General features: G+C 48.9%; 17 protein-coding genes. 5 read left to right on the forward strand and 12 right to left on the reverse strand.

What is annotated here, in order from left to right:
- Window positions 1–310 precede the first annotated feature (310 nt).
- Window positions 311–1516 carry a hypothetical protein gene (locus ACJJI4_RS01640; protein ID WP_444895064.1) on the reverse strand — a complete coding sequence of 402 codons (1206 nt, stop codon included), beginning with the start codon at window positions 1514–1516 and terminating at the stop codon, window positions 311–313.
- Between the two features lie 1374 nt (window positions 1517–2890).
- Window positions 2891–5782 carry an aminomethyl-transferring glycine dehydrogenase gene (gene gcvP / locus ACJJI4_RS01645; protein WP_444926832.1) on the reverse strand — a complete coding sequence of 964 codons (2892 nt, stop codon included), beginning with the start codon at window positions 5780–5782 and terminating at the stop codon, window positions 2891–2893.
- A gap of 1630 nt (window positions 5783–7412) precedes the next feature.
- Between gcvP and ACJJI4_RS01650 the strand changes: the two genes are divergently transcribed.
- Entirely contained in the window at window positions 7413–8168 is a 756-nt protein-coding gene (locus tag ACJJI4_RS01650) for a methyltransferase domain-containing protein (protein WP_444926833.1), read from the forward strand.
- A gap of 720 nt (window positions 8169–8888) precedes the next feature.
- Here ACJJI4_RS01650 and ACJJI4_RS01655 read toward each other — a convergent pair.
- From ACJJI4_RS01655 to argS, 8 genes are all read right to left on the reverse strand, one after another.
- Window positions 8889–9794, reverse strand: a complete 906-nt coding sequence (locus ACJJI4_RS01655) for a WcbI family polysaccharide biosynthesis putative acetyltransferase (RefSeq protein WP_444926834.1) — start codon at window positions 9792–9794, stop codon at window positions 8889–8891.
- Between the two features lie 318 nt (window positions 9795–10112).
- Window positions 10113–11585 (reverse strand): nucleoside hydrolase, encoded by a 1473-nt coding sequence (locus ACJJI4_RS01660; protein WP_444926835.1) that lies wholly within the window; start codon window positions 11583–11585, stop codon window positions 10113–10115.
- A gap of 181 nt (window positions 11586–11766) precedes the next feature.
- Window positions 11767–12654 carry a dTDP-4-dehydrorhamnose reductase family protein gene (locus tag ACJJI4_RS01665; protein WP_444926836.1) on the reverse strand — a complete coding sequence of 296 codons (888 nt, stop codon included), beginning with the start codon at window positions 12652–12654 and terminating at the stop codon, window positions 11767–11769.
- A gap of 153 nt (window positions 12655–12807) precedes the next feature.
- Window positions 12808–13512, reverse strand: coding sequence for a DUF1266 domain-containing protein (locus ACJJI4_RS01670; RefSeq protein WP_444926837.1), 705 nt, complete (start codon window positions 13510–13512; stop codon window positions 12808–12810).
- Window positions 13484–15445, reverse strand: a complete 1962-nt coding sequence (locus ACJJI4_RS01675) for a hypothetical protein (protein ID WP_444926838.1) — start codon at window positions 15443–15445, stop codon at window positions 13484–13486. Before ACJJI4_RS01675 ends, ACJJI4_RS01670 begins: the two co-directional genes overlap by 29 nt.
- Window positions 15446–15931: 486 nt before the next feature.
- Window positions 15932–16123 (reverse strand): hypothetical protein, encoded by a 192-nt coding sequence (locus ACJJI4_RS01680; protein ID WP_444926839.1) that lies wholly within the window; start codon window positions 16121–16123, stop codon window positions 15932–15934.
- Window positions 16124–16176: 53 nt separating this feature from the next.
- Window positions 16177–16359 carry a hypothetical protein gene (locus tag ACJJI4_RS01685; protein ID WP_444926840.1) on the reverse strand — a complete coding sequence of 61 codons (183 nt, stop codon included), beginning with the start codon at window positions 16357–16359 and terminating at the stop codon, window positions 16177–16179.
- A gap of 547 nt (window positions 16360–16906) precedes the next feature.
- Window positions 16907–18643, reverse strand: coding sequence for an arginine--tRNA ligase (gene argS, locus ACJJI4_RS01690; protein WP_444926841.1), 1737 nt, complete (start codon window positions 18641–18643; stop codon window positions 16907–16909).
- Window positions 18644–18788: 145 nt separating this feature from the next.
- Between argS and sbcB the strand changes: the two genes are divergently transcribed.
- From sbcB to ACJJI4_RS01710, 4 genes are all read left to right on the forward strand, one after another.
- Window positions 18789–20240, forward strand: a complete 1452-nt coding sequence (gene sbcB, locus ACJJI4_RS01695; protein WP_444928209.1) for an exodeoxyribonuclease I — start codon at window positions 18789–18791, stop codon at window positions 20238–20240.
- A 111-nt stretch (window positions 20241–20351) separates the two neighbouring features.
- On the forward strand, window positions 20352–21368 hold the full coding sequence (locus ACJJI4_RS01700) for an aspartate carbamoyltransferase (protein ID WP_413664546.1): 1017 nt from the start codon (window positions 20352–20354) through the stop codon (window positions 21366–21368).
- A 195-nt stretch (window positions 21369–21563) separates the two neighbouring features.
- Window positions 21564–22967 (forward strand): NfeD family protein, encoded by a 1404-nt coding sequence (locus ACJJI4_RS01705; protein WP_444926842.1) that lies wholly within the window; start codon window positions 21564–21566, stop codon window positions 22965–22967.
- 63 nt (window positions 22968–23030) lie between these two features.
- Window positions 23031–23795, forward strand: coding sequence for a slipin family protein (locus ACJJI4_RS01710; protein WP_413664548.1), 765 nt, complete (start codon window positions 23031–23033; stop codon window positions 23793–23795).
- Between the two features lie 62 nt (window positions 23796–23857).
- Here the strand turns inward: ACJJI4_RS01710 and pgi are convergent, their stop codons facing one another.
- Both pgi and ACJJI4_RS01720 read right to left on the reverse strand, forming a co-directional pair.
- Window positions 23858–25483, reverse strand: coding sequence for a glucose-6-phosphate isomerase (pgi, locus tag ACJJI4_RS01715; RefSeq protein ID WP_444926843.1), 1626 nt, complete (start codon window positions 25481–25483; stop codon window positions 23858–23860).
- A gap of 319 nt (window positions 25484–25802) precedes the next feature.
- Window positions 25803–25997: a hypothetical protein gene (locus tag ACJJI4_RS01720; RefSeq protein WP_157533369.1), complete on the reverse strand. Its 195-nt coding sequence runs from the start codon at window positions 25995–25997 to the stop codon at window positions 25803–25805.
- Window positions 25998–26113: the final 116 nt, after the last annotated feature.

A 26113-nucleotide genomic window follows, 5' to 3' on the forward strand; every position in this document is an offset into this window, starting at 1 on the left:
GTTTGAAAACTTTGAAGCTCTTCTGCCAAATTTAGCAGTCCAGTTTTTTGTTAGATGATACGATCATTAGTATAGATTATGGAGTTTTTCGCTTTTAGGTATAGGTATATACATCAAAACTAGTTAAGAGGATGTATCAGATTTGGTCTGAATTAGTTCGCCAGAGGTCTATTTCGCGTATCCGCTTTATAGCTTTACGAGACATTAGTCAAAAAAAAGGGGCGGTATGCCCCCTAATTAATCTCAAATACAGAGTAGTTTGAAATTAGAGTCAAACCATTAAAGTATATTTCAAATAAACGTTTAGTCTTTACATGGAATTTCTATACTTTTCGAGCTTGCTCTTGATAACCTCTCCTTCAGGCCGTATCGAGTGTGCAATCTCCATAAGCCCCAAAGAAGCTTTTAAATCTACAGTTTCCAATTTAATTGATGCATCCCTAAAAACATCTGCGTAATAATCGGGGAAGCCTGCATAGCGACCGGGTAATCCCGCATAGCCGATCATCAAGGACTGTATGATTTTAACAAAGCTATCAACTTGCTCCTTTCCCGCAGGCTCAGATTTCTCTGTGTTCCGCATCCGATACACAAAAATATCATCCTCAGACTTAAAAAATTCCTTATTTAACTGTCTATTACTTTCTTCAAAGGAGTAATAAATTTCATCATATTTTTCCTGGGAAACACGCTCTCCTTTACCTTTAAATTCCTGATAAATAATATCAAATACTTTTGCTCGAAGTGAGTTTGGGGTCCCATCGGCAAGATATCTAGGTGTAACCCTATTAACAGCTCTCCCCAAGGTCTGGCCAAGCTGAGTTAGAGATTCATTCTCCTTATCAACATCCTTTGATAATCCCTTTAATAGTTTTGGATCTAGTTGACAAAAAAAGTCATCAATAAGGTCGCTGTTAACAAAGAAGTCTCTAGAGAATATTCTAGGATTTATATTTTCCAATCCGAAAGCGCTTGCCCAGTTAGATAGCATGTCATAATAATTGTAGTATATATTAGATGGCTGACACTGGGCTAACATGAAATCTAAACTTTGGGAGTAACCAAACTTGATAGATGTTGAGTATAAAGATTCACAAACCGCAGATTGCTCTCTGAGGTAGCAAATGACAGAAATATCTGAAAAATATTCGGACATTAACTCAAGAGCTCTATTAACCTCCTCTTTTGTATTTACCCTTGAATGGAAGTGCTCACTTGAAATGATTACAGAGTGAACGTTTGCAGGCAGGTTGCTAAGTTCCTTGTCTAACTTTTCCTTTAGCGATTTTCGAAATATTATTTTTTCTTCAATTGTGGTAATGTTCCTAGCTCTAAAGAAGTCATCACTTTTCTCATCATTAACACAGTATGCAGGTAAGGCTCTGTTGTTTTTTACGCCGGCACATTGTAGAAAGTGGAATCCCCGCTCGCTCAAGAAGTTCTGATTTTTGAATAAAACCTCTTGTATAGTGGTTGTTCCAGTTTTCTCTGTTCCAATGTGCAGATATAACTTCATAAAACATCTCGCAATTTAATATATTAACTATAAAACGACTCTAGTGTAAGTGACCAATATAACCAATCAACTATCCTCAGAGCTCAATTAAGTTTTATGTAATCTAACCTCTTCAGGGGGCGCGATTGTACAATGTCCTTACTTATAAATTCTTGACCTATAAGGGAATCATTCCCAAAAGAGCTACTGATTACATCAATATTCGTATTCCTCATTCGGCAGGGGCTTATGGCTGATCGCTTAACTTTAATTAAGTAGCAGATTAGTTATTGATATTTCTTATTTAAGCTAATGCAGAGATACCCTCACTCTAGAATACAAGGCAACTATAGAAGTTCCAATGTGGACGTATAACGCAATAAGGCTGGCATGTCAACTCGGGTAAGGTGAGTGCACGTATTTAGGTGGAATCTTGTACGGACTTCTTTGGAAAAGCGCTCTTTATTGTAATCCGATGTAATCTTGACTAAAGGGCCAACTTGGTGGTGTTCAGTACGATAGATCATACGCTTTACCTTTTGGCGAAGCAGAATACAATCTAAAGTGCTTCATAACTCGCTGAGAAACGTTTCTTTCTCAGATGGGTATACTCATAACATAGCCTGGATTAGAAGCTCGAATTGAGTTTTAGTGCTCTTGAGGAGAGGCGTATTCATTGTATGGCTGCGATCCAACCTCAGGGTCCGGATGTGTTGGACGCGCTATATAAAATTGAATCTATATGTAATTTCGCTGGATTGCCTTTGAATGGTCCGATCTTCACAAAACAACGATCCTTAACTTTCGTCACTTATTGGGGATTAACTAGCTGAGTGCGATTCTATTTGAGGATATCAATAAACAATTTCCTGAGAATGGTATGGCACTGCATGAAAGTGTTATTGTGGATGTGACTATTATTCAACCGGCGAACTAATGGCTTCTTAATGTGCACATTGAATTGATTCATGCTGGAGTAGGAAGCTGCGCACGCAGGTTTCTTCTGAACTAATCCGCCTAAGGTGCTTGTACAAGTCTCCACCATTTGCCTGATCTAAATAAATTAGTCGGTAGATCTACTCATGATGTAACGACATGCCTGCAAGTTTCTTTAAATAGCTTACAGTCTGTTGAGGGCTTAATTCTTTTCGAGTTGCACTTGCTAGCGTATTAATTTTGTAAGCTAATATGCTTACCCTGGACGATATCCTCGCAGGCCTATATTACGTTGTAGCCTTCGACTGATCATTGGGGTTTTGCTATTGCTTTCTGAGAGTGTCCGTCGTTGGTGGGTAGGATCTTTTTGAGCAAGAAGTCGAGTCCAATGATTTTCGTTAACAAAGAAAAAGCGGGCATTAAGCCCGCTTTTAAATCCACCTGTGAGAGTGTTAGATCTTAATCAGCGTAGCTCTCAATCGGAGGGCAGGAACAAATCAGGTTGCGGTCGCCGTATACGTTGTCGATACGGTTAGCGGCGGGCCACACCTTATGCTCTTTTAACCACGCCGCCGGGCGCGCAGCGATATCGCGGGAGTAGCTGTGGGTCCACTCATCGCTCATCACGTCCTCAAGGGTGTGGGGAGCGTTGTGCAGCGGGTTGTCTTCAGGGGTGTATTTACCGCTGGTGACATCTTCCACTTCTTGGCGAATTGTTGCCATAGCCTCGATAAAGCGATCCAGTTCACCCTTGGATTCACTTTCGGTAGGCTCGATCATCAGGGTGCCGGCTACGGGGAAGGACATGGTGGGGGAGTGGAAGCCAAAGTCCATCAGACGCTTGGCGATATCCTCTTCAGTGATACCGCTGGCCTCCTTGAGGGGGCGCAGGTCAACCAGGCACTCGTGGGCAACAAAGCCATTGGTGCCGGTGTAGAGTAGAGAGTAGTGCTCACCCAGCTTCTTGGCTACGTAGTTGGCGTTCAGGATTGCCATTTCGGTAGCCTGCTTCATGCCCTGCTTACCCATCATACGGATATACATCCAGCTGATCGGCAGGATGCTGGCGGAGCCCCAAGGAGCGGCGGATATGGTGCCGTTATCCAGCTTGGTTTCCGGTACTTCAGTCACCGGGTGGGCCGCCAAGTAGGGCTTCAGATGTTCGCCAACAGCGATCGGACCCATACCGGGGCCGCCGCCACCGTGAGGAATACAGAAAGTTTTGTGCAGGTTCAGGTGGGATACGTCACCACCGAACTGGCCCGGAGCTGCGACGCCGATCAAGGCGTTCATGTTGGCACCGTCGATATAAACCTGGCCGCCAGCCTGGTGAACCAGATCGCAAACTTCGCGGATACCTTCCTCGAACACCCCGTGGGTGGACGGGTAGGTGACCATCAGTGCGGCAACGCGGTCGCCGTGCTCTTCGATTTTGGCTTTCAGGTCTTCAATATTCACATTGCCTTTATCATCACAGGCAACCACAACCACTTTCATGCTCACCATCATGGCGGAAGCTGGGTTGGTGCCGTGGGCAGAGGCGGGAATCAGGCAGATATCGCGCTGGGTTTCACCCTTCGCTTCGAAGTACTTCTTGATAGCAACCAGGCCTGCGTATTCACCCTGGGAACCGGCATTGGGCTGCAGGCTCACCGCATCGTAACCGGTGCAAGCGGACAGCATTTGCTGTAGCTGACGGAACATTTCCGCGTAGCCTTGTGCTTGATCTACTGGTGCGAAGGGGTGCAGCTTGCCGAACTCGGGCCAGGTGACCGGGATCATCTCCGCAGTGGCATTCAACTTCATGGTGCAGGAGCCCAGGGGAATCATGGAGTGATTCAGGGCGATATCCTTGGCTTCCAGAGACTTGAGGTAGCGCAGCATCTCAGTTTCGGAGTGGTAGGTGTTGAACACCGGATGGGTCAGGAATTCAGTATCGCGCGCCAGGGCGGCGGGTACACCCAGGGAGCCCTTGCTGGCAATTTCGCTGTCCAGAGTGTGTAGGTCGATGCTGTGTTCGGTGCCGATAAAGGCATTGATCAGGTCAGACACATCCTGCAGGGTGGCGGTCTCACTCAGGCTCACACCCAGAGCGTCTTCACCAATTTTACGCAGGTTGATCTCTGCGGCCAGGGCGCGCTGGTAAATCTCTTCCTGCTTGGCGCCAACGGTGATATTCAGGGTATCGAACCAGCTGTCGTGGGCCAGGTTAAAGCCTTCCTGCTGCAGGGCGGAAGCGAGAATATCTGCTAAGCGCTGGATGCGGGCAGCGATGGTTTTCAGGCCTTCGGGGCCGTGGTAAATCGCATAGAACGCGCTCATCACCGCCAGCAGTACCTGGGAGGTACAGATATTGGAGTTGGCTTTCTCGCGGCGAATGTGCTGCTCGCGGGTCTGCATGGCCATACGCAGCGCGCGCTTACCTTTGCTGTCCACGGACACACCGATAATACGGCCCGGTGCGGAGCGCTTGTAAGCTTCGCGGAAGGCGAAGAAGCCTGCGTGGGGGCCACCGTAACCCATGGGGATACCGAAGCGCTGGTTACAGCCGACGACTACGTCCGCACCCATATCACCCGGTGCCCGCAGGGCTACCAGGCTCATCAGATCTGCGGCCACGGTTACCAGGGCGTTGGCTTCGTGGACCTTGGCAATAATATCGCTCAGGTCGCGTACACGGCCGGTGCTGCCGGGGTATTGCAGCAGTGCGCCGAACAGCTCGGTGGGGATATCTTTTTCCACGTCGCCGACAACGACTTCGAAGCCGAAGTGTTCGGCGCGGGTCTTAACTACGGCGATAGTTTGCGGATGGCAGTCCTGGTCCACAAAGTAGACGTTGGACTTGTTGCGCTTGACCTGGCGCTTACACATGGCCATGGCTTCTGCGGCAGCGGTGCCTTCATCCAGCATGGAGGCGTTGGCCAGTTCCATGCCGGTGAGGTCCATAATCATCTGCTGGAAGTTCAGCAGGCCTTCCAGGCGCCCCTGGGCAATTTCCGGCTGGTAAGGGGTATAGGCGGTGTACCAACCCGGATTCTCCAACACGTTGCGCAGGATCACATTGGGGGTAATGGTGTCGTGGTAGCCCATACCAATAAAGGTGCGGTAGATCTTATTGCGCGCCGCGATATCTTTCAGCTCTGCGAGGGCCTCAACTTCATTGATCGCGTCGGCCAGATCCAGCTCATCGGTCTTGCGAATGGCTTCGGGCACGGTTTTCTCGATCAGCTCTTCGAGGCTGGCAACTCCGAGGGTTTCCAGCATGGCCTCTACCTGTTTGGCATCGGGGCCAATATGGCGATGGATAAAGGCGTCGTGTTGTTCCAACTGCTGCAGCGATGGTTGGGTCATAAACTTCGTTCCTGTAGTCGCAGGGAGTCGTCGCGGTGCGCTCGCGGTTAAAAATAGCACCTGGCCTCAATACCGCTTTTCCTGTGGAAAGCCTCGGGCCTCCGCGTTGCGGATAGGCGAGGGTAACGCTTGGGAAAAATCGGTTTGCTGGCAGCCCCAGTGTCGCAATACGGAACCAAAGGGGGAGCCGGGCCATAGCGGCAGGCGCGCATCTTAGCAATCGGGGCGAGTAGGGGCAATCTGCGGGATTTGAGCGAGGAAACTGCTAAATTTGGGGTTAAAAATTGGGTTAAATCCTGTGAAATGGCAAATAGAGGCATTTTGTTCTAAGTGCATATTCTCATCTTACCCTGGGGCTAAAAGGATCTGCTCTCTAATAGCTCTGGATCTTCAACCTCTACTGTGTAAGGGAGTGGGAGTTGAGGGGGTTGGCTTTGGAGGAACCGCATCCATTTCTACTCTTGAACTCTAAAGGTGGATGTGAATGTCATTTCTTAACCAGCCTTGGGATCTTTATTCTTTGTGGTGAATTAAGGTATTGTATTCAAATTTATTAACTTTTTAACATTTCCAAAAATGTTAAGCATTGAGAGAAATAGACCCGATGACGCTGTCAAATTTGTGCTTTTGATGCAGTAAGACGGGTCTTCAATTCTGACTGAAATATTACGTATATTACTTTTGCGGATAATATAAAAAGTATCAATAATTCAGAGTGATAATAGTACAAGCAATATGCTGTGCTTATATCATTTGAAGGCTTTATTTAAAGGTGGGGGCCAGCTTATTTTTATCTTATCTGGTTTCACCTAAGTTATCTTAAGTTAAATGGACTGCAACTTACTGTGAGATTGCTGTGCATGCCTATATGACCTGGCTCTCAGAACCTATACCGATTTTAAGTCAAAGTCTTTACCGCTAAAAGAATAATTCATTTGTTGCGACTTTTAATGTTTCAATAGTGTTTACTCTTTCGGGGTGAGTATTAGGGGATTAAATACCTGTCTCTAAGCTTTCTCAGTTACTTAATGGCTGTTAACGCAAGATTACTGTCTAGTGAAGCTGTATTGACTTTAGCTTTGGTACGTATCGTATGATCAATAGACACTTTGAGCGATAATTTTCACCATTTATTTGTCGTTCCAATATTAACTTTAAGTGCGCTTCGTACGCAATAATTATAGGTGGCGCTTTGTTGTACCTGTTCCAACAGAGTATAGATTTTTATCTATCCATCTGATACAAATTAACTAATAAAGATTTCGGAGTTATCTGTTCCACTCTATCTTTGGTGTTTTCTTGCTAATCGCTATTTTTTAGCGATTTACTTTTCAGTATCTTGGTATCGTTTGGCAGCAAGAGTTCCGTATTATTGAGGAATTATATTTAAACTAGTGAATAGTTGGTAGTAAGTTTTTTATTAACTGTAATTTCGACATCATGGGGTGGGGCGTTATGTTTGGTTCTAGCAATAGAGAAGGGGGAGGGGTATACTCAAAAAATGTGCTGTTTAGAGCCCATTTTTGGTTGGGATATTTATGTTTTTATCGGTGAGTGTATTTTGGGTGCGTGAATTTTAAAGGAGTAAAAAGTGTTAATTGGGAATGGCTTGCTTGGAAGGAAGCGCATAATGCAGGTTTCCTATGCTGATGAGTTTTTGAAAATTGTTACTCCTCAGAAAAAGGTCGGTCTGGAGGTTGGTCCTCTGGATAAGCCCTTTATAAAGAAGGCTGACAACAGAGTTTTCTATGTGGATTATTTTGATGAGATTCAGCTAAAAAATAAAATTAAAAATAATAAAAATAGAAATCCAGATAAGGTTGTCGAGTTGGATTATGTTTTAAAAGGTAAAAAGTTAAGTGAAGTGGTGGATAGATCATTTGATTATATATTTACATCCCATGTATTGGAACACTTGCCAAATTTTTTGGGCTGGCTGAATGATGCTTCCAAAGTTTTGAATTCAGGTGGGATTATATTTTCTATAGTGCCTGATTGTCGATACTGTTTTGATGTTGAGCGTCCTTGGACTGGGCTGGGAGAGCTAGTAGAAAACTATGTGTTGGATCGAGATAGGCCAGCTCCAAGGCATGCTTTTGATCAGCGTTATTATCATAAAAATGTAAAGGCGGCTCGATTGTGGGCGGACTATTCGAACTATAGAGTTAAAGTTCCGAGAACTTTTACGGTTAAACAATCCTACGATACCTTTGATAGAGCCCTTAAAGGTTATCATGATTGCCATGTGAATCTTTTCACCCCAGACTCTATTGTGGATTGTATTGAGGGGGCGCGAAAGCTGGGTATGCTTGATTTTAAAATTCTAAAATGTAGTCAAACAAGAAAAAATAAGCTTGATTTTTTCATTGCTCTGCAGCTTGATTGATGTATATGTTGGTCTAGTTAATTGCTTTTTAAATGGTGGTTCGGTAAAGGATTTTTCAGAGTGGTTTATGTGGAGTATATTGTGGTTGATCATTTGTTTTTATAGAGAAACAATGAGCTTTATTTGCTAGTTTTTTGATGAGTTATTGTAGGGGGCCACTAAGTAGCCTAATTGAATGTGGTCCGTTGAATGCTCTAGGCGATCCAGTTTTTGCTAGGGTTTGTAAGTTGATAATCATTAGTGGTTTTGCAATATAAACACGCCCTGGAATGAGCTTTGCTGCTGTCTCAGTGATAAATTATTGAGCGGTCGACCGCTTTTTCATGCTCTTTTAGGTTTCGCTCATTCAGAAATTTGTTTAATACTAGTGCTTGTATACTGGTGGTCGATTAGTTCCTTTGTGGTGAAGTCAAGTTTAGTGCTCTTAAGAGCCCCGCGCGGTTTCTGTAAGGAAGAGCGATGAATGCTCGTAGCAGAATAGGGGGGGAGTGATTAGGCATATTCCTGACAATTTTGTTTAAGCGATAGAGTGGCTGGGTGATAAGTTGAATTGCATTGTTTTACTAATTGATGAATTCGATCTGGTAATATTCTTTAGGAGGTGGCTAGATAGTGTGGGAGCTTCTAGAGTTTCAGGCTTGCTTTGTGGAGGCCAGCCAGCCTATAGCTAGTTGACCTCGCTTGAAACTGTTATGTGTATTGGCTTCAAAAATTAAATTTTTATATGTGGCTTTGGAGTCCATCAATTGCTTCGGAAATGAAGGGTTTTGATTTCTTAACGTGTTCCTCGATCATTTTGGAATCCAATGTTCTATAAAACCTAAATAGACATGAAATTATATCATTCTGGTGGATGCGGTCGTGATTTTGGGATCTGTAATGATGGAAGTCCTCAGGAAATTCAAGTTTTAAATTGTTGTAGGTGCTTTGATATATTGGAGTAATAATTCCGTCGAGAGTCGTTGCCCCAGTTTCAGGAATAAAGGTATCTTGTATCTTAATTGTCTTTAAAATATTCTCAGCGATATATCTGAACACAGGTCTTCTAGGGTGATTGAATTGATTGAATAGCTTTTGCTTTCTATAGTTTTTCTCTATATATCTTGAGATTCTTATGTCGAGGTCCTCGGATGCTTCTCGAGCAGTGAGGTTGTTAAGGGAATTTGAAACTAGTTGTTTGGAGGTGTTTGGCGTGTACAAATTGCTATCATTGATTACTTCAAAAGTATGTTTTTCACTATAGCCCTTCGCAAATAGATAGGCTATAAAATAATCATGAACTAAATTCAATTCAGATACCAAGCCTTTAAAGGCCTGAAGGTGTGGGAAATATCCATCAAAGTAAATCGAGGGAAAGGAAATTCTCAATGCGTTTGACTTTAATTTTTTAAGCAAGTGATCGCTAGACAGCTCTTTGGGTCTATTGTTGGTAGTTGCGACAGGCTGATGTATAAACAGGTCAATACTTTCTATTTTTGACAGTATAGGTTTATAGTCATCCTTGCCGAGAGTCTGTGCCGGCTTTATAGGGATATACCTATAAATCTCAGAAAATGATTTATTTTCTTGTAATATGTTTGCTAGGGGTTGGGTTTGGCAGTTTCCGTATACAGTAAAGCTCTTCAAGCTTGCATCCTATAAAATGAATTAAATTGGTACTTTTATTCTGCTAAAGGCAGGTGGTCCGCAAGGTGGCTATAGAGTATAGGCTTAGTTTTTTCATTCAAGCTTTATCAGTGATTTGTGGCGCAGGTGTAACTGGTTGTGCATCATAATATTTTCTCAAGTTGTATAGAGAGGGTGATGTCGATATACAGAATATTAATTTGGGAAGCGAAAATGGTAGCTTACTGATCTTCAATAAGTGAAGTAAGAACCTTTATCATTTATTCGGTTTTTATAAAGGTTAAAGGTTCTATTGTGTTAACTGCTATCTAAATTTACTTAGTTGGATTTACATCTAGGCCCCTTCCGCGCAGCATTAAAGCGATCACGCAAGCGTTCAATCATTGCTGAGCGCGCAGCATCGTGGTTTATACCCATAACCACATTTACTGCCAAGCCCTCACCGGCCTCAGCAAAAGTAGTCTTTCCCACTGTTGGGTCAAAGGTAATCGGATCATAGGGAGTTGTGCTGTCGGCTAGGCCTGCATCTAGTTGATCGACGGTGATATAGCCGGGCACTAATTCCATTTCCAGGGTTTCAGGTTCCAGTAGTACCATCGCAGCGATAATATCCCACAGGCGAATAACGGCATCCATGGCGAAGTCACCATTACCCTGGAAATCCCCACCCTCAAATTCACGAATGGAACTGAGGAGTTGGGAGGTGTAGCAGGCTTCCGGAGTTGCGCGGCGCTCTGCGAGGGCTTCGATGGTGCTGCCTTGTACTTTGGCCATATCCGTTGAGTTGGTCGGAACCAGGTAGGTTTCAATACTATTTTCACTCAGGGCGTCGAAGGCCCATTGTGCGCTCAGTGGGTCGAGCAGAATATTGAATTCCTGATGGGTACTGAAGTCGCTGTCACAGCCAAAGCTGGGGTGGGAGAAAATATTGCCGCCCAGATTTCTAGATTTATCGCCAAAGCAGGCTGCTTCGTGATTCTGGGTAAACGGCTCATAATTCTCAAAGCCACCACCCATCATAATAACGCGGTCAATTTTAGCCAGCTGCTCTTCGTTGGCTTTGCCAAGTACCCGGGCCAGGGTGGTGAGTTTGCCGGTATTGAAAACTACTGGGCGTTGCTCCAGGTTATCCATCGTTTCCAGGATAATGTCTTCGGCCAGCTCAAAATTGAAGGAGACACCATTGTTACCTTGGTAGCGGTAGTGCTCCTGTTTTGCGCGCGGGATTAGGTGGTCAGTTCCATATAAGGTGGAGCCGTTGTCACGCCAGGGGCCGGGTACATACTGGCCGTAGAGATTGATACCCATGGCGTTGCGGCGCTCGAGGTTCCAGGTGCCGGTGGAGAAATCGGAGGAGTTGGGTAGTTGGTAGTCTTCTCTGCCGAGAACGGCCTTATCGTCATTCACTGGAGATACTGAAGCTTTGCCGTTTGCGCCGTAGGCGACTTCTTCTGTGGCAAAATAGGCTCCGCGAATAACCTGGGTATCGTTATTTCCCAGCCATTCGAGGATGTTGTAAACAGTGTTGGCCCCGTGCGCTACGGTATTGAAAGAGTCCTCAACGACAGCCAGCTCCAGGGTATAGCGTGGGTCTTTGGCGATTAGCATCAGTGCTACGGCATCGTCAAAGTTATTGAAGTCGCCAATCCAGATAATGGGTTGGGCGTTTTCAGTCTTGATGGCCTGGTGTGGTTTCTTGCTGTGAGGTCCGCTATCCGCATTGCAAGAAGCCAATGTGGTTAGGCTGCCCAGTACCAGAGCTCCTGCAGAGAACCAGTGTTTCAATTTCATTTATCCTTCCCTAAATATTCGAGTGGTTTTACTCGGCAATCCAATAGCTCTTCCCTGATCTACTCGATTGCCACCTTGTAGCACCGTTTGTTGTATGAGTTAACGGTATTACACAGGTGTGAGCCGGAACATGGCCGGCAGCGATACTTCCCTGTAGCGCTTTGTCTGAAAGCTATTTAAATCAGCCTTCAATAAATGGCTTTAAATTTCGTAATAGCTGTTGCTCCAGGGGTTCACTACCGTTAATTCCCATACCTGTCAGTTTTGATTTATCCAGCTGGCAATTGTAAGGGCGCGGCACTGTAAAATTGGGTTCACTTTCAGCGCTCAGGTGTTCGGCATTCAGGTTACAAGCCTTGGCAATAATGTGTGCGAGCTCGTAGCGTGTGCAGGCCGTATCGCCACTCCACTGGTAAATACCTTCAAAATTCATACCACTACGAATTTTTAGCAGGCATTGCTCCAATACTTCAGCCACTTCCTCAACACTGGTGGGAAAACGAATAGCCCAGTGATCCAACGTGACTGGCTTTTGCTCGTGCAAAGTATCCAGTAGGGCGGTGATACCGGATTCCTCCAGATAGGCAACGGGCCCGAATAACCAGGGCAACCTCAATACCCAGTGGTTTCCGTTATTCAGTACGGCCTCTTCCCCTGCCAATTTACTGCGGCCATAGAAGTTAACCGGGTTGGGATTGTCATCAGCTTTGTAGGGCGGGGTGCTGCCATCAAAAACATAGTCGGTGCTGATATACACTAATTGTGTATCGTTTTCGTTACAGTATTTCGCCAGGAATTCTGTGCTGCTGACATTGAGCTGCCAGGCGGTGTCGGGGCTGTCGGCGCAGCGATCAGGCCAGCGTTCGGCGGCGCAGTGAATGACAATATCGGGATCAACCTGTTGCAGGCAGGCCTTCACCGCTTCGCTATCGGACAAGTCCAGGCGAATTAAATTTTCTCCCGCGCGGGAAAAGGCGGTACCGGTAACAGAAAAAACCGGATTGCTGGAAAGCTGTTTAAATACACTGCGCCCCAATAGGCCGGAGGCGCCGGTTATTAAAATCCTCATGTGAACTCCTCCTTTCATTGGGGCAAAGGCAGAAGTATGCCATGTTCGCGCACTTAATGCTGCTGGGGCACGTGGCGGAGATAAGGTAAATTTTCCAGTATATTTATCATGAGGGCAGGTAATATCTGCCCCATCACCTTATCTTCAAGTAGGTCAAAACGGATTCAGGTTTAAGTCCCATGGCAGTGAGTTCCATGGACTATGTGGACTGCCGGTTAGACCCTTAATCACCTCTGTCGACTTTTTGGCAAAATCCTCAGAGAGGGTCTTGCGCCAGTACTGGCGCCCGGCAATATAGCTCAGACCATAGCTATACCAGCTATCGAAAGATTTCTGTGCTCTCTGGGCGATATCCAGCATTTTTTCCCAGGCTTCCTCTTCACTGAGTAGCTCCAGCGAGGTGCACCAGCGGCTGACGGTGATAAAGCGTGCATAATCCCAGGCACCAATACCACCAACTTGCAAGGTGTGGCGGTAGGCCTTTACCAATTTTAAGCGTATCTGCTCATCGGTATCGTGATCATGGGCTTCGATATAAGCATCAATGGCGGCTTCCGACAATCCCTCGAAGTATTTTTGTTGTGGCATATATCCAGCATTATGCCCTTCTGTGCGCAGCCACTCCAGCATACTCAGGCAGTCTTCGCGGGATTCAATACCCCAGTCGCGCTTCATCATATGGGCGATATTCTGCCGGGATTGCTCGGAGGTGCCCAGGTTGTGAAAAACATCGTGGCGCAGTTCGTTCATTTCACAGATCTGTCCCATAAGGCCCAGTATCCAAAGCTGGGTCTGCGACAGTGCATCGGGGTTCAAAAAATATTCTTGCTCAGGCGTTAGGTTCGTTAGCCACTTCACTGCTCATTCTCTCAATAGTTTCTTTAAAAAGCGTTATTTGTACGGGGTCGGCCTCGGCTCTTTCCAGGGCCTCGAGTGCGAGTTGGGCGCTATCTCTGTTGCCGGTCCCGAGGGCGAGCTGTATCCACTGCAGAGCGGAATCCTGCCTGGCGGTGTTATAGAGGGTGGCGTTTTCAAATGCCGTCATGGCCTCATCGAGCTGCTGCAATTTCAGGAGGCACAGGCCCAGCTTGTGCCAGTGTCTGTCGCAGGTGGGGCAGTATTCTAAAACCTGGTTTAAGTCGGCCGCCTCCGCAGAGTAGTTCTCGGTCGCCCTAAATATTAGGGCGCGAAGGGTATAGCTGTGGTGTTCTTCGCTGTTGATGCGGATTGCGTGGTTAATATTTTCCAGAGCCTCATCTAGTTTTTCTGGTTCTTCTTGGCCGAGTTGACAGCCGGCCAGTAACCTCAGTACCTTGCTAGATTCCGGATTGAAATGCCGGGCCTGCAGGAGCATTTTTTCCGCCCATTTAAATTTATTGTTGACGTATGCCGTCTCGCCGAGCTTAACGAGGGCCTCGTAACCGTTGCCGCCACTCATTACCGCAAGGTTGAGTGATCGATTGAAGGCATTCTCTGCCGCCTCCAGCTGATCGATCGCTTCGTAGGCAAGTCCCAGTAGATAGTGAAACTCGCCATCTCTGTCGGCTTTGGAAAAAAATCCTGACTTGGTGAGGGGGAGAAGAAACTGAATTGCCTCGTGGTAGGCACCTATCTCCAGATATCCCTCGGCTACATAGCGCTGTTCGCGGGTGTCCTTTGGGTGTTTTTCCAGGTGCTCAAGGCCCTGCTGAATAATTTTCTGGTTGATTTGCACCAGCTGAATACGTGCTTCCATATCGAAGGGCACTTGCGCCAGGGCCTGCTCAAAGAGATGTTTGCTGGCGAATAGATCGCACCTTTGCAGGTAGCAGGCGGCGAGCCCCTTGAGGGCGAGGGGGTGCTCTTCATCAATGGCGAGGGCGGATTCGTAGGCGCTGAACGCAGCGCTGAAATAGCCTTGGCGATAGTACAAGTTGGCACTGCGCAAGTGCCCATCAATATTTCCACTAAAGGTGTTGTTGAGTTGTTCGCTGTATTGTAACGCGCGCGCGAGATCGCCCTCGTTTAAGTACAGACTGGAGAGCAGGCGGTAGAGTTCGGGGTCTTGTACGTTATGCCCTTGCAGGGCGCTCAGCAGAGCATCGCGCTCATCGTCTTCTGGATCATCGAGCAGATAGGTCAGCAGTTTGCGTTGGCGGAGATAGGTCTCGACTGTTTCCAGGTCGCTGTTTTCTGGGAAGCGAATGTCTCGGTAGGATGGCCCCCAGCGACAGACGATAGCATGATTTAACACATAACGTAGAAAGTCTTCTTCGAAATACTGTTGCAGCCAGCTGTGGTTTTCCTGCCAGGCGAACTGGCTTTCCAGGTAGCTGATAACCTCGCTGGGGATAAAAGGGTTTCGGCCAATAAACTGCAATAGCCCCAGCGCTATGCGCTGGAGAACTTCTATATCCCAGGTTTCAGCCTGGTCGAAAATGGCCTGCCAATTGCCGAGCTGTATCCGCGCATTAAAGTCTTCATAGAGCTCTACGACCGCCTGTTGCAACTTGGTCACTGCCTGTTCGCAGCTGTCGCGGTCGCTGTCGATGATTTCTCTCTGAGCATGGGTCGCGGCTTGAGCTGCGGTATTTTCTGCGGCCGGCACCGGGCTGGACTGCGGCGCGCTTTGCTCCTGAGTGGGATGATAGGATTTGGTTTCTTCCAGGGCCTCCTCATAGGCGAGGCGAAGCTGCTTGAAACCCTCGGGGTCTTCATCTGGACGATGCTTTTTGAGTTTGGAGGCGTAGGCACGCTTAATCGCCCTTTTATCCACTGTGGCGGATATGCCAATAATGTCCCAGCAAGTCATTCTTTTATCTCGTGTTGGATAGGTTTTCTACAAATATTGTTTTGCTGTCTCTGTGAAATATTCAAGCTTGCGTATTTACTGCGCTGCTTATAACCTAACTCTAGGTGACAGTGCCGGTGCACAGTTGCTGTGACAGGCTTGGCAAATAGCTTTTGTGCGGGGCGTTATACACACCCGCGCTAGGTGTTTGAAGTGTATTTATTGCCAAAATTCAGTAGTAGTGAAATGTCACTATTTGTTTTTGTTTATGGGCGATAAATCTGAATTGTCAGCAGGCAATGACTGTCATTTTAGCGACAATTACTGCCGGCCGCGTTTGCTGTGGGCTCGACGCAAAGGCCTGCATGGCGCCCTGGTTGGGATCTTTTTGTGTGGTAAATGTCTCGCGATAATTGTATGCGGTAAAAAACTCCTGACCTTTGGCCGTATTTGCAGGTGTGCGGTTATATCGGCAAAATGGCTTGGGAGCAGGCGCTGGTAAAAGTGTCAGAGCTCGGCGGTGATGGGCGAAACTGGGGCCTGTTCGCGCTTGTAGAATTGGTCGGGCTCGGAGGCGGCAACTTCTGTTACATAAGAGCGGTATACAGCTGATGGACAGCGACCTTGCCAGTGCTTAAAGGTGATGGCGGCTATACTGGTTGAGGTTTCCCGATAGTCGACATCGGCGGCTAAAATCATTGTGTCAGGACTCTGGCACTAGTGGTAACGGAGGGCGGTGAAGGGTGAGCGCACTAGTCGCCGTCACCGCTGTAATACGCTTCGCTGTACTCAAGCGCATCTTTATCGTCGCTCAGGCCTATACGGATCCTCTTCTTTTTCTTCTTTTTGTCGAGCCCGAATAGTGCTCTGACCAGCGCGACCAGGTGAAAAGTTAAGAGTGCGATAATAATAACGACTATTAAAAGTACGAACATATAGAATCTTTTCCTGCTTGAGTGTCAGTTCCGTTGATACTGTTGCGAGGCAGGGGTGGCAGTTGCAAGCAAGAGCTGCAACGCAGCAGATGCGGCCTTCAAGGCCCGCAGAGGCATTATGGAGATATTCAGAGGCTCCCTAGATTCCCACAATAACCGACACACATGACGATAACGGCACTGGTATCGTTCTATTTGCAAAACATCACCGGAGTGATCTTTATGGGGTGCCAAACGTAGAAGCGCGGCATGATATTGGGGACGGGCAGTGGTGACAAGCACTTAGTGCAGATTTATATCGGCAGAGAGAAGTGGTCGACATGAAGCGGTAAATACGTCGATTTGAGCGCTCGTTTGTGCCGAAGCCGGGGGCGATCTATACATTTACCAGACGGCATTGCCAGCGTGTATCGAGCGTTTTCCACTGCCCGGCGCCCCAAGGATAGGCGCTTTTGTTCGCAGGGCCTGACCGTGGATTGCTCGGGCGCGGCAGGAAAAGGCATGCAGAGACGACAGAGGGCGGTGGCCGCCCTCTGCATACGCAGCTTTACATTTGCTCCATTACCTCTATACCGAGCAGATCGAGGCCAGTAGCGATAGTGCTGGCCACTAGATTACATAGCTGTAGGCGGCTGTGCTTCTGCTGTTCACTTACGCCTTCTTTCAATACTGGGCAGGCTTCGTAGAAGCTCATATAGGCACTGGCCAGTTCGTACAAGTAGGTGCAGAGTACGTGCGGGAAGGTATCTTTGGCTACCTGGTCCAGTACTTCGCCAAATTGGCTTAGTTTAATTGCCAGGGCGCGTTCCTGTGGGTTTTCCAGTTGGATATCGCCCTTGAGCTCGCTCGGCTCAATACCGGCTTTGCGGAAAATACTGCGTACGCGGGTGTAAGCATACTGTAGGTAGGGGGCGGTATTGCCCTCAAAGCTCAGCATGGATTCCCAGCTGAAGATGTAATCGTTAGTGCGGGTCTTGCTTAGGTCCGCATATTTCACCGCGCCGATGCCCACCTTGCGCGCGATTTCTGCACAGGTTTTTGCATCCAGCTCCGGGTTTTTCTCAGCCACCAGTTTCTCTGCACGCTCTACTGCTTCATCCAGGAGGGCTGCCAGTTTTACGGTGCCGCCGGTGCGGGTTTTAAATGGTTTGCCATCGTCGCCCATCATGGTGCCAAAAGCGCAATGCTCTAGAGAAACCGACTCCGGCAGGAAGCTCGCTTTGCGCGAGGCGACAAAGGCCTGTTGTAGGTGCAGGGATTGGCGAGCATCAACAACATATAGGATACGGTCGGCACTGAGTTGGTTGGCGCGGTAGCGGATAGCGGCCAGGTCGGTGGTGGCATACAGGTAGCCGCCGCCTTTCTTCTGGATAATCATCGGGCTGGGGTTGCCTTCCTTATCGGCCATCTCTTCCAGGAAAACAACGATCGCGCCCTGGTCTTCAACGGCGATTCCATTATCCAGCAGCTCTTTTACCAGCACCGGCAGATCATCGTTGTACTGGCTTTCAGCGTAAACGTCTTCCTGTTTAAGGGTGACATTCAGTTTGGAGTAGATCTCTTCGCAGTGGCTGATAGAGATATCAATAAACTGCTTCCACAGTTTCAGGCACTGCTCATCTCCGCCTTGCAGTTTTACAACGTATTCACGGGCGCGATCGGCAAAGCCTTCTTCATCATCAAAGCGAACCTTGGCTTCGCGGTAGAAGACTTCCAGGTCGGCCAGTGCCACTTCTGCATCACTGTCTGCCAGCTTGTCGGAAAGATGTGCCAGCAACATGCCGAATTGGGTGCCCCAGTCGCCCATATGATTTTGGCGAACTACCTTGTGACCTTGGAACTCCAATAGACGTGCCAGGGCATCACCGATAATGGTGGTGCGCAGGTGGCCTACGTGCATTTCTTTGGCCAGGTTGGGGTGGGAATAGTCGATGACTACGGTCTTGGGCTCTTCAACCGAGGCGATATTCAGGCGCTTGTCGCCTTGGGCGGACAATAGTTGCTGGCTCAGCCACTGTTCACTTAGGTGGATGTTTAAGAAACCGGGGCCTGCGATCTCGACCTTTTCGATCATATCGCCTTTATCCAGCTGCTCAAGGATCTTGCCAGCCAGCTCGCGCGGGTTGGTGCCCATACGCTTGGCAGCGCCCATAGCGCCATTGGCCTGGTAGTCGCCAAATCCGGCTTTCTTCGCAGGTGCCACAATCGGGCCGCATTCTTCGGGGATACCGGCGGCGAGCATGGCGGCCTGGAATTTGTCGGTGAGGAGCTGGCGAATATTCATAGAGTGAAGTGCTGTCTTAAATTCGTGGAAACGCCGAATTTTAATGGGCGGTGGCGGCTTTGCAACCAGCGTTGGCAAAGGAGTTGGTCCGGAGTGCTCGAAATCTCGACTTGGGTGTCCAGACGAGGAGGTTCTCGGTGGTATGATGCCGCCAAATTATGGAGGTACCGTGAGTTCTACCACACTTTATTGGCACGATTATGAAACCTGGGGTACAGACCCGGGTGCCGACAAGCCGGCGCAGTTTGCCGGTATCAGGACCGACGAAGAACTGAATATCGTCGGCGAGCCATTGATGATTTACTGTCGCCCTTCAGTGGATTGCCTGCCACAGCCGATGGCGAGCCTGGTGACTGGCATTAGCCCGCAGAAAGCCCTGGCCAATGGAGTGCCGGAAATAGAGTTTATCCAGCGCATCCTCGCCGAACTGGGTGCGCCGGGCACCTGTGGGGTGGGCTACAACAGTTTGCGTTTTGATGACGAGGTAACTCGCTACACCCTTTATCGCAATCTGCTCGATCCCTATGAGCGGGAATGGCGCTCCGGCAACGGCCGTTGGGACATTATTGACATGGTGCGCCTCACCTACGCCCTGCGCCCAGAGGGAATCCAGTGGCCCACCCGTGAGGACGGTGCGCCGTCCTTCCGCCTGGAAGAATTGACCGCTGCCAATGGGATCTCCCACGAGGGCGCCCACGATGCGCTGTCGGATGTGCACGCCACCATTGATATGGCGAGGCTGATCCGCAAACAGCAACCAAAGCTGTACGATTATGTGTTCCGCCTGCGTCGCAAGCAGGAAGCCGCCAAGATGATCGATATGCGCGAGCGCCGTCCGCTATTGCATATTTCCGGCAAGGTCTCTGCTAATCATGGTCACTTGACCTATGTGATGCCCTTGGCCAGTCACCCGGTCAACCGCAATGCGGTTATTGTTGCCAACCTGGCGATGGACCCCGAGCCATTACTCAGCCTGGATGCAGACACTCTGCGAGAGCGCCTATACACCTCTCGCGACAAGCTGGGTGAGGGCGAGTTGCCGGTAGGGCTGAAACTGGTGCATTTGAACAAGTGCCCGGTATTGGCGCCGGCAAATATGCTGGATGACAAGCGCGCCGCAGAGCTGGGTATCGATCGCACAACCTGTGAGGCGAACTGGCAGAAGCTCAAAGATATCGATTTGACGGAAAAGCTGCACAACGTATTCCTGGATCGGGAATTCCCTGAGAGAGATGTGGAAGCGGACCTTTACGGTGGATTCCTCAGCGACTCTGACCGCGATATCTGCCGTGAACTGCACCGTGGACTGGCGGCCCGAGGTCCGGAAGCTTTGGCGGGTGAAGTGCCTTTCACCGATAAGCGCCTACCCGAGCTGCTATTCCGTATGCGGGCGCGCAATTTCCCCGAGACCCTGTCTGAGGAAGAGCACCAGCGCTGGCAGATCTGGTGTTTCCAGCGCTTAACTGACGCTACTGCCGGGGCCTCAATCACCCTGGAAGATTACTTCCGCCAGCTGTCTGAGCTGCGGGTGCAGCACCCGGAGCGCATTTCCCTGATTACAGAGCTGGAGAACTGGGGCGATAGCTTACTCGCCTAATGTGTCGAATCACGTCAGCGGCTGTTCTTCCACTGGGCTCTTTCCTGGTGCCCGAGTAGAATGCCGCTCGCGAATACCCGGCGCCCACAAGGCGCAACCACTGGAGTAACCATGGACTTTATCGGAGCCAATATTCTGTCGGTCAGCCAATTTGAGCGCGCCGACATAGAGCGCGTATTTGATGTAGCTGACGCCATGACCCCCTATGCACAGCGTGAAAAGGTAACGCGTGTATTGGAAGGGGCGATTCTCGGCAATATGTTTATGGAGCCGAGCACTCGTACTCGCCTGAGTTTTGGAGCCGCCTTTAATCTGTTGGGCGGTACTGTACGTGAAACGGTAGGAATTACTGCCAGCGCTATGGCAAAGGGCGAATCCCTTTACGACACCGCCCGAGTGCTATCGGGCTATAGCGACGTGATTTGTATGCGCCACCCAAAAGAAGGGTCGGTGGCTGAGTTTGCTGAAGCGAGTCGTGTGCCGGTGGTCAATGGCGGCGACGGCGCCAATGAACACCCCACCCAGGCACTGTTGGACCTCTACACCATTCGCAAGGAACTGGCTGCGCACGGTCGCACCCTGGATGATTTTCGTATCGCCATGATCGGCGACCTCAAGCACGGCCGCACGGTGCACTCCCTGTGCAAACTGCTGTGTTTGTTTGGCAAGGTGCAGATTACCCTGGTTTCTCCACCGGAACTGGCGATGCCCGAAATGATTGTGGAGATGCTGCGCGGGGCGGGGCACGAGGTGACAGTTACCGATCAGTTGGAATCCTCCATCTCCCATGTGGATATTGTTTACTCCACCCGTATCCAGGAAGAGCGTTTCGCCTCTCAGGAAGAGGCCAACCGCTACCGTGGGCGCTTCCGCCTGAATAAGGCTATTTTTACCCGCCACGCAGAGCCTAACACGGTAATTATGCACCCCCTGCCACGGGATTCACGGGCAGAGGCGAACGAACTGGATACCGACCTGAATGAACATCCGAGCCTGGCGATTTTCCGCCAGACCGACAATGGCTTGTTGGTGCGTATGGCTCTGTTTGCCATGTTGCTGGGTGTTGAGAATCAGGTAGATAAATATTCCCGCGATGTGAACTGGTATAGCCGACGCAATCGGGTATAAAACTACTCAACTGGGCGTAAATCCCGGTGGAAATAAACAAGGCCCCGGCTAATTCTGTTAATCTGATGGAATTAGCCGGGGTTTTTTGTTTCCGGTCTAGGGTGTCGTGAATGCTAAAGTGATTTTGCTTTTTCGCTGTGGCACTCAATATCCAAATATTGGCGTTGAGCCAGATGTCGCATCAGGGATGGATGCATGTCGAAGCAGAATTCGCCCGTTTTGTTCTTTCGCAGCCTGGTTTTCCTGGCGCTGCTGCTCAGCTTTTTTGTGTGTAAAAGTGCCGCCCAGGAAGAGCCCTTTCCCCATGTAGCCATACTCAAAATTGATGGCGCCATAGGTCCCGCGACGACTGATTATTTCAAGCGGGCTACGCAGGAGGCTGTGGACCAGGGCGCCGAGTTGGTGATTCTGCACCTGGATACTCCTGGGGGGTTGGATGCGGCCTCGCGGGATATCATCCAGCATATCCTTGCGTCTCCTATCCCTATTGCCACCTACGTTTACCCCTCCGGCGCACGCGCTGCCAGTGCGGGAACTTATATTCTCTATGCCAGCCAGATCGCCGCCATGGCTCCTGCTACCACCTTGGGAGCGGCTACTCCAGTGCAGATTGGCGGACCTCAGGGCACACCTATGCCGGGGGGAAAGCAGGAGGAGAAAAAAGAAAAGGCGGAAGACGGTGAGGATGGAGAAAAAGAAAAACCGCTTGCGGGAACGGCCATGGAGCGCAAAGTCGTTAATGACTCAGTCGCGTTTATCCGAGGATTGGCACAGCGCCATGGGCGAAATGCAGACTGGGCGGAAAAAGCTGTACGCGAAGCAGCGACCCTGACAGCTCCGGAAGCGTTAAAAATGAATGTTATCGATATTGTTGCGGATAATGATGATGATTTATTGCGCCAGGTTGCCGGTCGAAAAGTATTGCTTGATACCGGTGATTATACGATTCCGGAGAATATTGCCGAGCTGCAAAGTGAAAGTTACGAGCCGGATTGGCGCAATGAATTGCTGGCCCTGATTACCAATCCTCAAGTGGCCTATATTTTGTTATTGGTGGGTATTTACGGGCTTATTTTTGAGGGCTATAGCCCAGGTGCTTTTGTTCCTGGGATTGTTGGTGTTATCTGCCTGTTGCTGGCATTTTATGCCTTGCAAGTTTTACCGATTAATTACGCTGGTCTTGCATTAATTATTGTTGGCGCATTGCTGATTGTGGCAGAGGTTTTTATGCCGAGTTTCGGCGCCTTGGGGATCGGCGGAATTATTGCATTGGTGATTGGCTCTGTAATGCTTATTGACAGTGATGTGCCGGGAATGCAGGTTTCCAAACAGCTGATTGGGGCTATTGCCGGTGTAAGTGGTGTCTTTTTATTGATGTTATTGACCGCTGTTGGACGCAGTTTACGCCAACCGAAAGTCCCGGCAGACCAGGCTTTTGTGGGTCGCTCTGCGGTGGTAAGCGAAGTTAAGGACGCAGAGATCTTGGTACATCTCGATGGGGAGATTTGGCAGGCGACCTGTAACCAGCCTCTGAGGGTGGGTCAGAAAGTTAGAGTAGTGGCCCAACACGGTATGGTTTTACGGGTAGAGGTGGAATAGATAGGGCAATCAATTGAGCTAATGACAGCGCTCAACAGTTAAGGTGGGATTAAGGAGAGTCCAATGATGCTCAGTTATTTTTTTGGGATACTGGTAGTCGCACTCATATTGCTACTGATGTATGCCATTCGTATTTTGCGGGAGTATGAGCGCGCGGTGGTATTTTTCCTGGGGCGTTTCCAAACAGTGAAAGGGCCAGGACTGATTATAATCATTCCCATTGTTCAAACTATGGAGCGCGTGGATCTGCGCACTGTGGTTATGGACGTACCCACCCAGGATGTTATCAGCAGGGATAATGTCTCAGTTAAAGTCAACGCAGTGGTTTATTACCGGGTAATTAATCCACAGTCTGCAATTATTAATGTGGAATTTTATCACGAAGCTGTAAGCCAGTTAGCGCAAACTACATTGCGTTCGGTACTGGGTAAGCACGAGCTGGATGAGATGTTATGTGAGCGAGACAAGCTAAATGTAGATATCCAAAAAATACTCGATGAGCAAACAGATGCCTGGGGTGTAAAAGTTACTAACGTAGAGATTAAGCATATCGATCTTGATGAAAGTATGGTGCGGGCTATCGCACAGCAGGCAGAGGCGGAGCGCGCGCGGCGGGCTAAAGTTATACACGCAGAGGGGGAGGCGCAGGCGGCGTTAAAGCTGACTGAGGCAGCGAATCAATTATCGAAAAATGCCAACGCGATTACTTTGCGCTATATGCAAACCATGATTGATATTGCCGGCGCAAATAACAGCTCTACAATTGTATTTCCGTTGCCACTGGATCTAATTGAGCCAATGCTGAAGCGGGGCTCTGCATCCAGTTAACGATGTCCTTAAACAAAGATCAAAAAAGGCCGCACTAATTAGTGCGGCCTTTTTTGTAGAGTTTAGAGCAGCTTTTTCATCAGGCTGCGGGTTGAACTATCCCAGTCATCCTGAGGAATTTCACCCTTGGCAGCCTTATGGATTTTTGAACTCAACTGCTTACCCAATTCGACGCCCCACTGATCAAAGGGGTTGATCCCCAGCAGGCAGCCGCCAACGTAGACCTTGTGCTCGTACAGTGCCAGGAGCGAGCCCAGGTGGAAAGGATCTAACTTTTCCAGAATCAGGGTGTTGCTGGAGCGATTGCCAGGAATCACTTTATGTGGGGCCAGGGCGTGGGCTTCACGATGAGTGTGACCAGCTTCTTCCAGCTCCTGGCGGGCCTCATGCAGGCTTTTGCCTCGCAGTAGCGCCTGGCTCTGGCTAATACAACAGGCCTGCAGCCAGCGGTGCTGTTCAAGGAGTTCAGACGTCGGCTCCTTGACCGCGATAAAGTCTGCTGGAATAAGGTCGGTTCCCTGATGCAATAATTGGTGGAAAGAGTGTTGGCCGTTTGTACCCTCACTGCCCCAGATAACGCTGCCGCTGGGGTAGCCCAGCGCCTGCCCGTCCTTGTCGACACTTTTACCCAGGCTCTCCATATCCAGCTGCTGTAACCAGGCGGGGAATCGGGCCAGGCGCTGCGCGTAGGGCAGCACGACGTGGCTGGTCGTATTCCAGCACTGGCGGTACCAGAATTGGGTCAACGCCATCAGTACGGGTAGATTGGATTCCAATGGAGTAGTGGCGAAGTGCTGGTCCATTGCATTGGCGCCTTGCAGAAGCTGTTCAAAAACTTCATAGCCACAAGCGAGAACAATAGGCAGACCGATAGCAGACCAGAGTGAGTAGCGACCACCCACCCAATCCCACATTGGGAAAATATTTTCAGGAGCAATTCCGAAATCCTGAGCAGCAGTAATATTACTGCTCACCGCAACAAAGTGTTTGGCCAACTGCGACTCATTGCAACCGGCAGACAACATCCAGCGGCGCGCGGACAGCGCGTTTTCACGGGTTTCCAAAGTAGAAAAGGATTTGGAAGCAATCACAAAAAGGGTTTCTTCCGCATCGATACCTGCCAGGGTATCACTGAGGTCTGCGCCATCGATATTTGCTACAAAGTGCACATCGATAGAGTCTTTGTGCCAAGGTTTGAGGGCCTCTACCGCCATGCGCGGACCCAGGTCGGAACCACCGATACCAATATTTACGATATGGCGGATCGGTTTATCTGAGAAGCTGCGCCAGCTATGGTTGTGCACCGATTCGGCAAACTGTTTCATTTGCTCGCGGCAATCTTTTACCGCCCGCTCTTGTTCAGTTTTCGGTTGCCCCTGAAATCGCAGTGCGGTGTGCAAGGCAGGGCGGTGTTCGGTATTGTTGACAATGGCCCCATTTACTAGCGCAGTAATTTGGTTGTTCAGACCCTGCTCTTCGGCATATTCCAACAGCAACTTAAGGGTGTCTTCATGCAAGTGGTTTTTACTGTAATCCAGATAGATTCCGGCTGCGTCTGAGCTGAATTTTTCTGTCCTTTGGGAATCCGTTGCAAACAGTTCTCTTAGGGACCACTTGTGTTGGTCGAAATGGGACTTTAACCGTGATATTGCCGCTACACGGCTTAAAGCTAGGGTTTCGCTAGTCATGGTATTCGGGTTGTTCTCTTCTGAGCCTTTTAATGCCAATTGGCTAAAACGTACACAAATCAAATTTTATTCGTTATAACTGGGCGGCAATGCTAACGGTATTTCCTTTACCGGACTAGCACCGCGGGCATCACAGTCTATTACAGGGAGTGTTTCGAGATAAGGAACTGTGTGGGGAAAGACAAATGCCGCTCGTTAGAGCGGCATTTTGTGGTGATCCATACTAAATAAGGCTTTGTAAATCGGGTGTCTGTCAGCGGTGATTTGGTCAAAACTTCATTTAGTATGAATCACCACGCTGTCGGGCAAGAAAAAGATTTTACTTGACCACCTTCATGCAGCGCACTCTGTCGGAAGCCATCCAGCAGTCGGCATCTGCAGGACAAGCCATGGATAGAGGAATTTGTTCAGCGCCGGGTGGGCAGTAAGCTGGAGGTGCCGGAGGGCTACAGCAACCTGCAAGAACTAGTGCACTGATAATTCCAATTAAGTACTTGGCTGGAGTGAAATTCATCCCCTAACTCCTTTCCGTTGATGTTAGCCATTAGCATAGCCAATAAAACGTCACCTGTTGGTCAGCTTTGTAAAATCTGTTCTACAAAGGTACCGCCTATTTGAGTGTAATAGGCG

Source organism: Microbulbifer maximicatervae (SeqCode) (genome assembly GCF_052467305.1).

What these genes read in the sequence shown, in the direction of transcription:
- ACJJI4_RS01640 (WP_444895064.1), bottom strand. Translation starts at nt 1,516, where the DNA reads ATGAAGTTATATCTGCACATTGGAACAGAGAAAACTGGAACAACCACT.
- gcvP (WP_444926832.1), bottom strand. Translation starts at nt 5,782, where the DNA reads ATGACCCAACCATCGCTGCAGCAGTTGGAACAACACGACGCCTTTATC.
- ACJJI4_RS01650 (WP_444926833.1), top strand. Translation starts at nt 7,413, where the DNA reads ATGCAGGTTTCCTATGCTGATGAGTTTTTGAAAATTGTTACTCCTCAG.
- ACJJI4_RS01660 (WP_444926835.1), bottom strand. Translation starts at nt 11,585, where the DNA reads ATGAAATTGAAACACTGGTTCTCTGCAGGAGCTCTGGTACTGGGCAGC.
- ACJJI4_RS01665 (WP_444926836.1), bottom strand. Translation starts at nt 12,654, where the DNA reads ATGAGGATTTTAATAACCGGCGCCTCCGGCCTATTGGGGCGCAGTGTA.
- ACJJI4_RS01675 (WP_444926838.1), bottom strand. Translation starts at nt 15,445, where the DNA reads ATGACTTGCTGGGACATTATTGGCATATCCGCCACAGTGGATAAAAGG.
- ACJJI4_RS01680 (WP_444926839.1), bottom strand. Translation starts at nt 16,123, where the DNA reads ATGATTTTAGCCGCCGATGTCGACTATCGGGAAACCTCAACCAGTATA.
- ACJJI4_RS01685 (WP_444926840.1), bottom strand. Translation starts at nt 16,359, where the DNA reads ATGTTCGTACTTTTAATAGTCGTTATTATTATCGCACTCTTAACTTTT.
- argS (WP_444926841.1), bottom strand. Translation starts at nt 18,643, where the DNA reads ATGAATATTCGCCAGCTCCTCACCGACAAATTCCAGGCCGCCATGCTC.
- sbcB (WP_444928209.1), top strand. Translation starts at nt 18,789, where the DNA reads ATGCCGCCAAATTATGGAGGTACCGTGAGTTCTACCACACTTTATTGG.
- ACJJI4_RS01700 (WP_413664546.1), top strand. Translation starts at nt 20,352, where the DNA reads ATGGACTTTATCGGAGCCAATATTCTGTCGGTCAGCCAATTTGAGCGC.
- ACJJI4_RS01705 (WP_444926842.1), top strand. Translation starts at nt 21,564, where the DNA reads ATGTCGAAGCAGAATTCGCCCGTTTTGTTCTTTCGCAGCCTGGTTTTC.
- ACJJI4_RS01710 (WP_413664548.1), top strand. Translation starts at nt 23,031, where the DNA reads ATGATGCTCAGTTATTTTTTTGGGATACTGGTAGTCGCACTCATATTG.
- pgi (WP_444926843.1), bottom strand. Translation starts at nt 25,483, where the DNA reads ATGACTAGCGAAACCCTAGCTTTAAGCCGTGTAGCGGCAATATCACGG.
- ACJJI4_RS01720 (WP_157533369.1), bottom strand. Translation starts at nt 25,997, where the DNA reads ATGAATTTCACTCCAGCCAAGTACTTAATTGGAATTATCAGTGCACTA.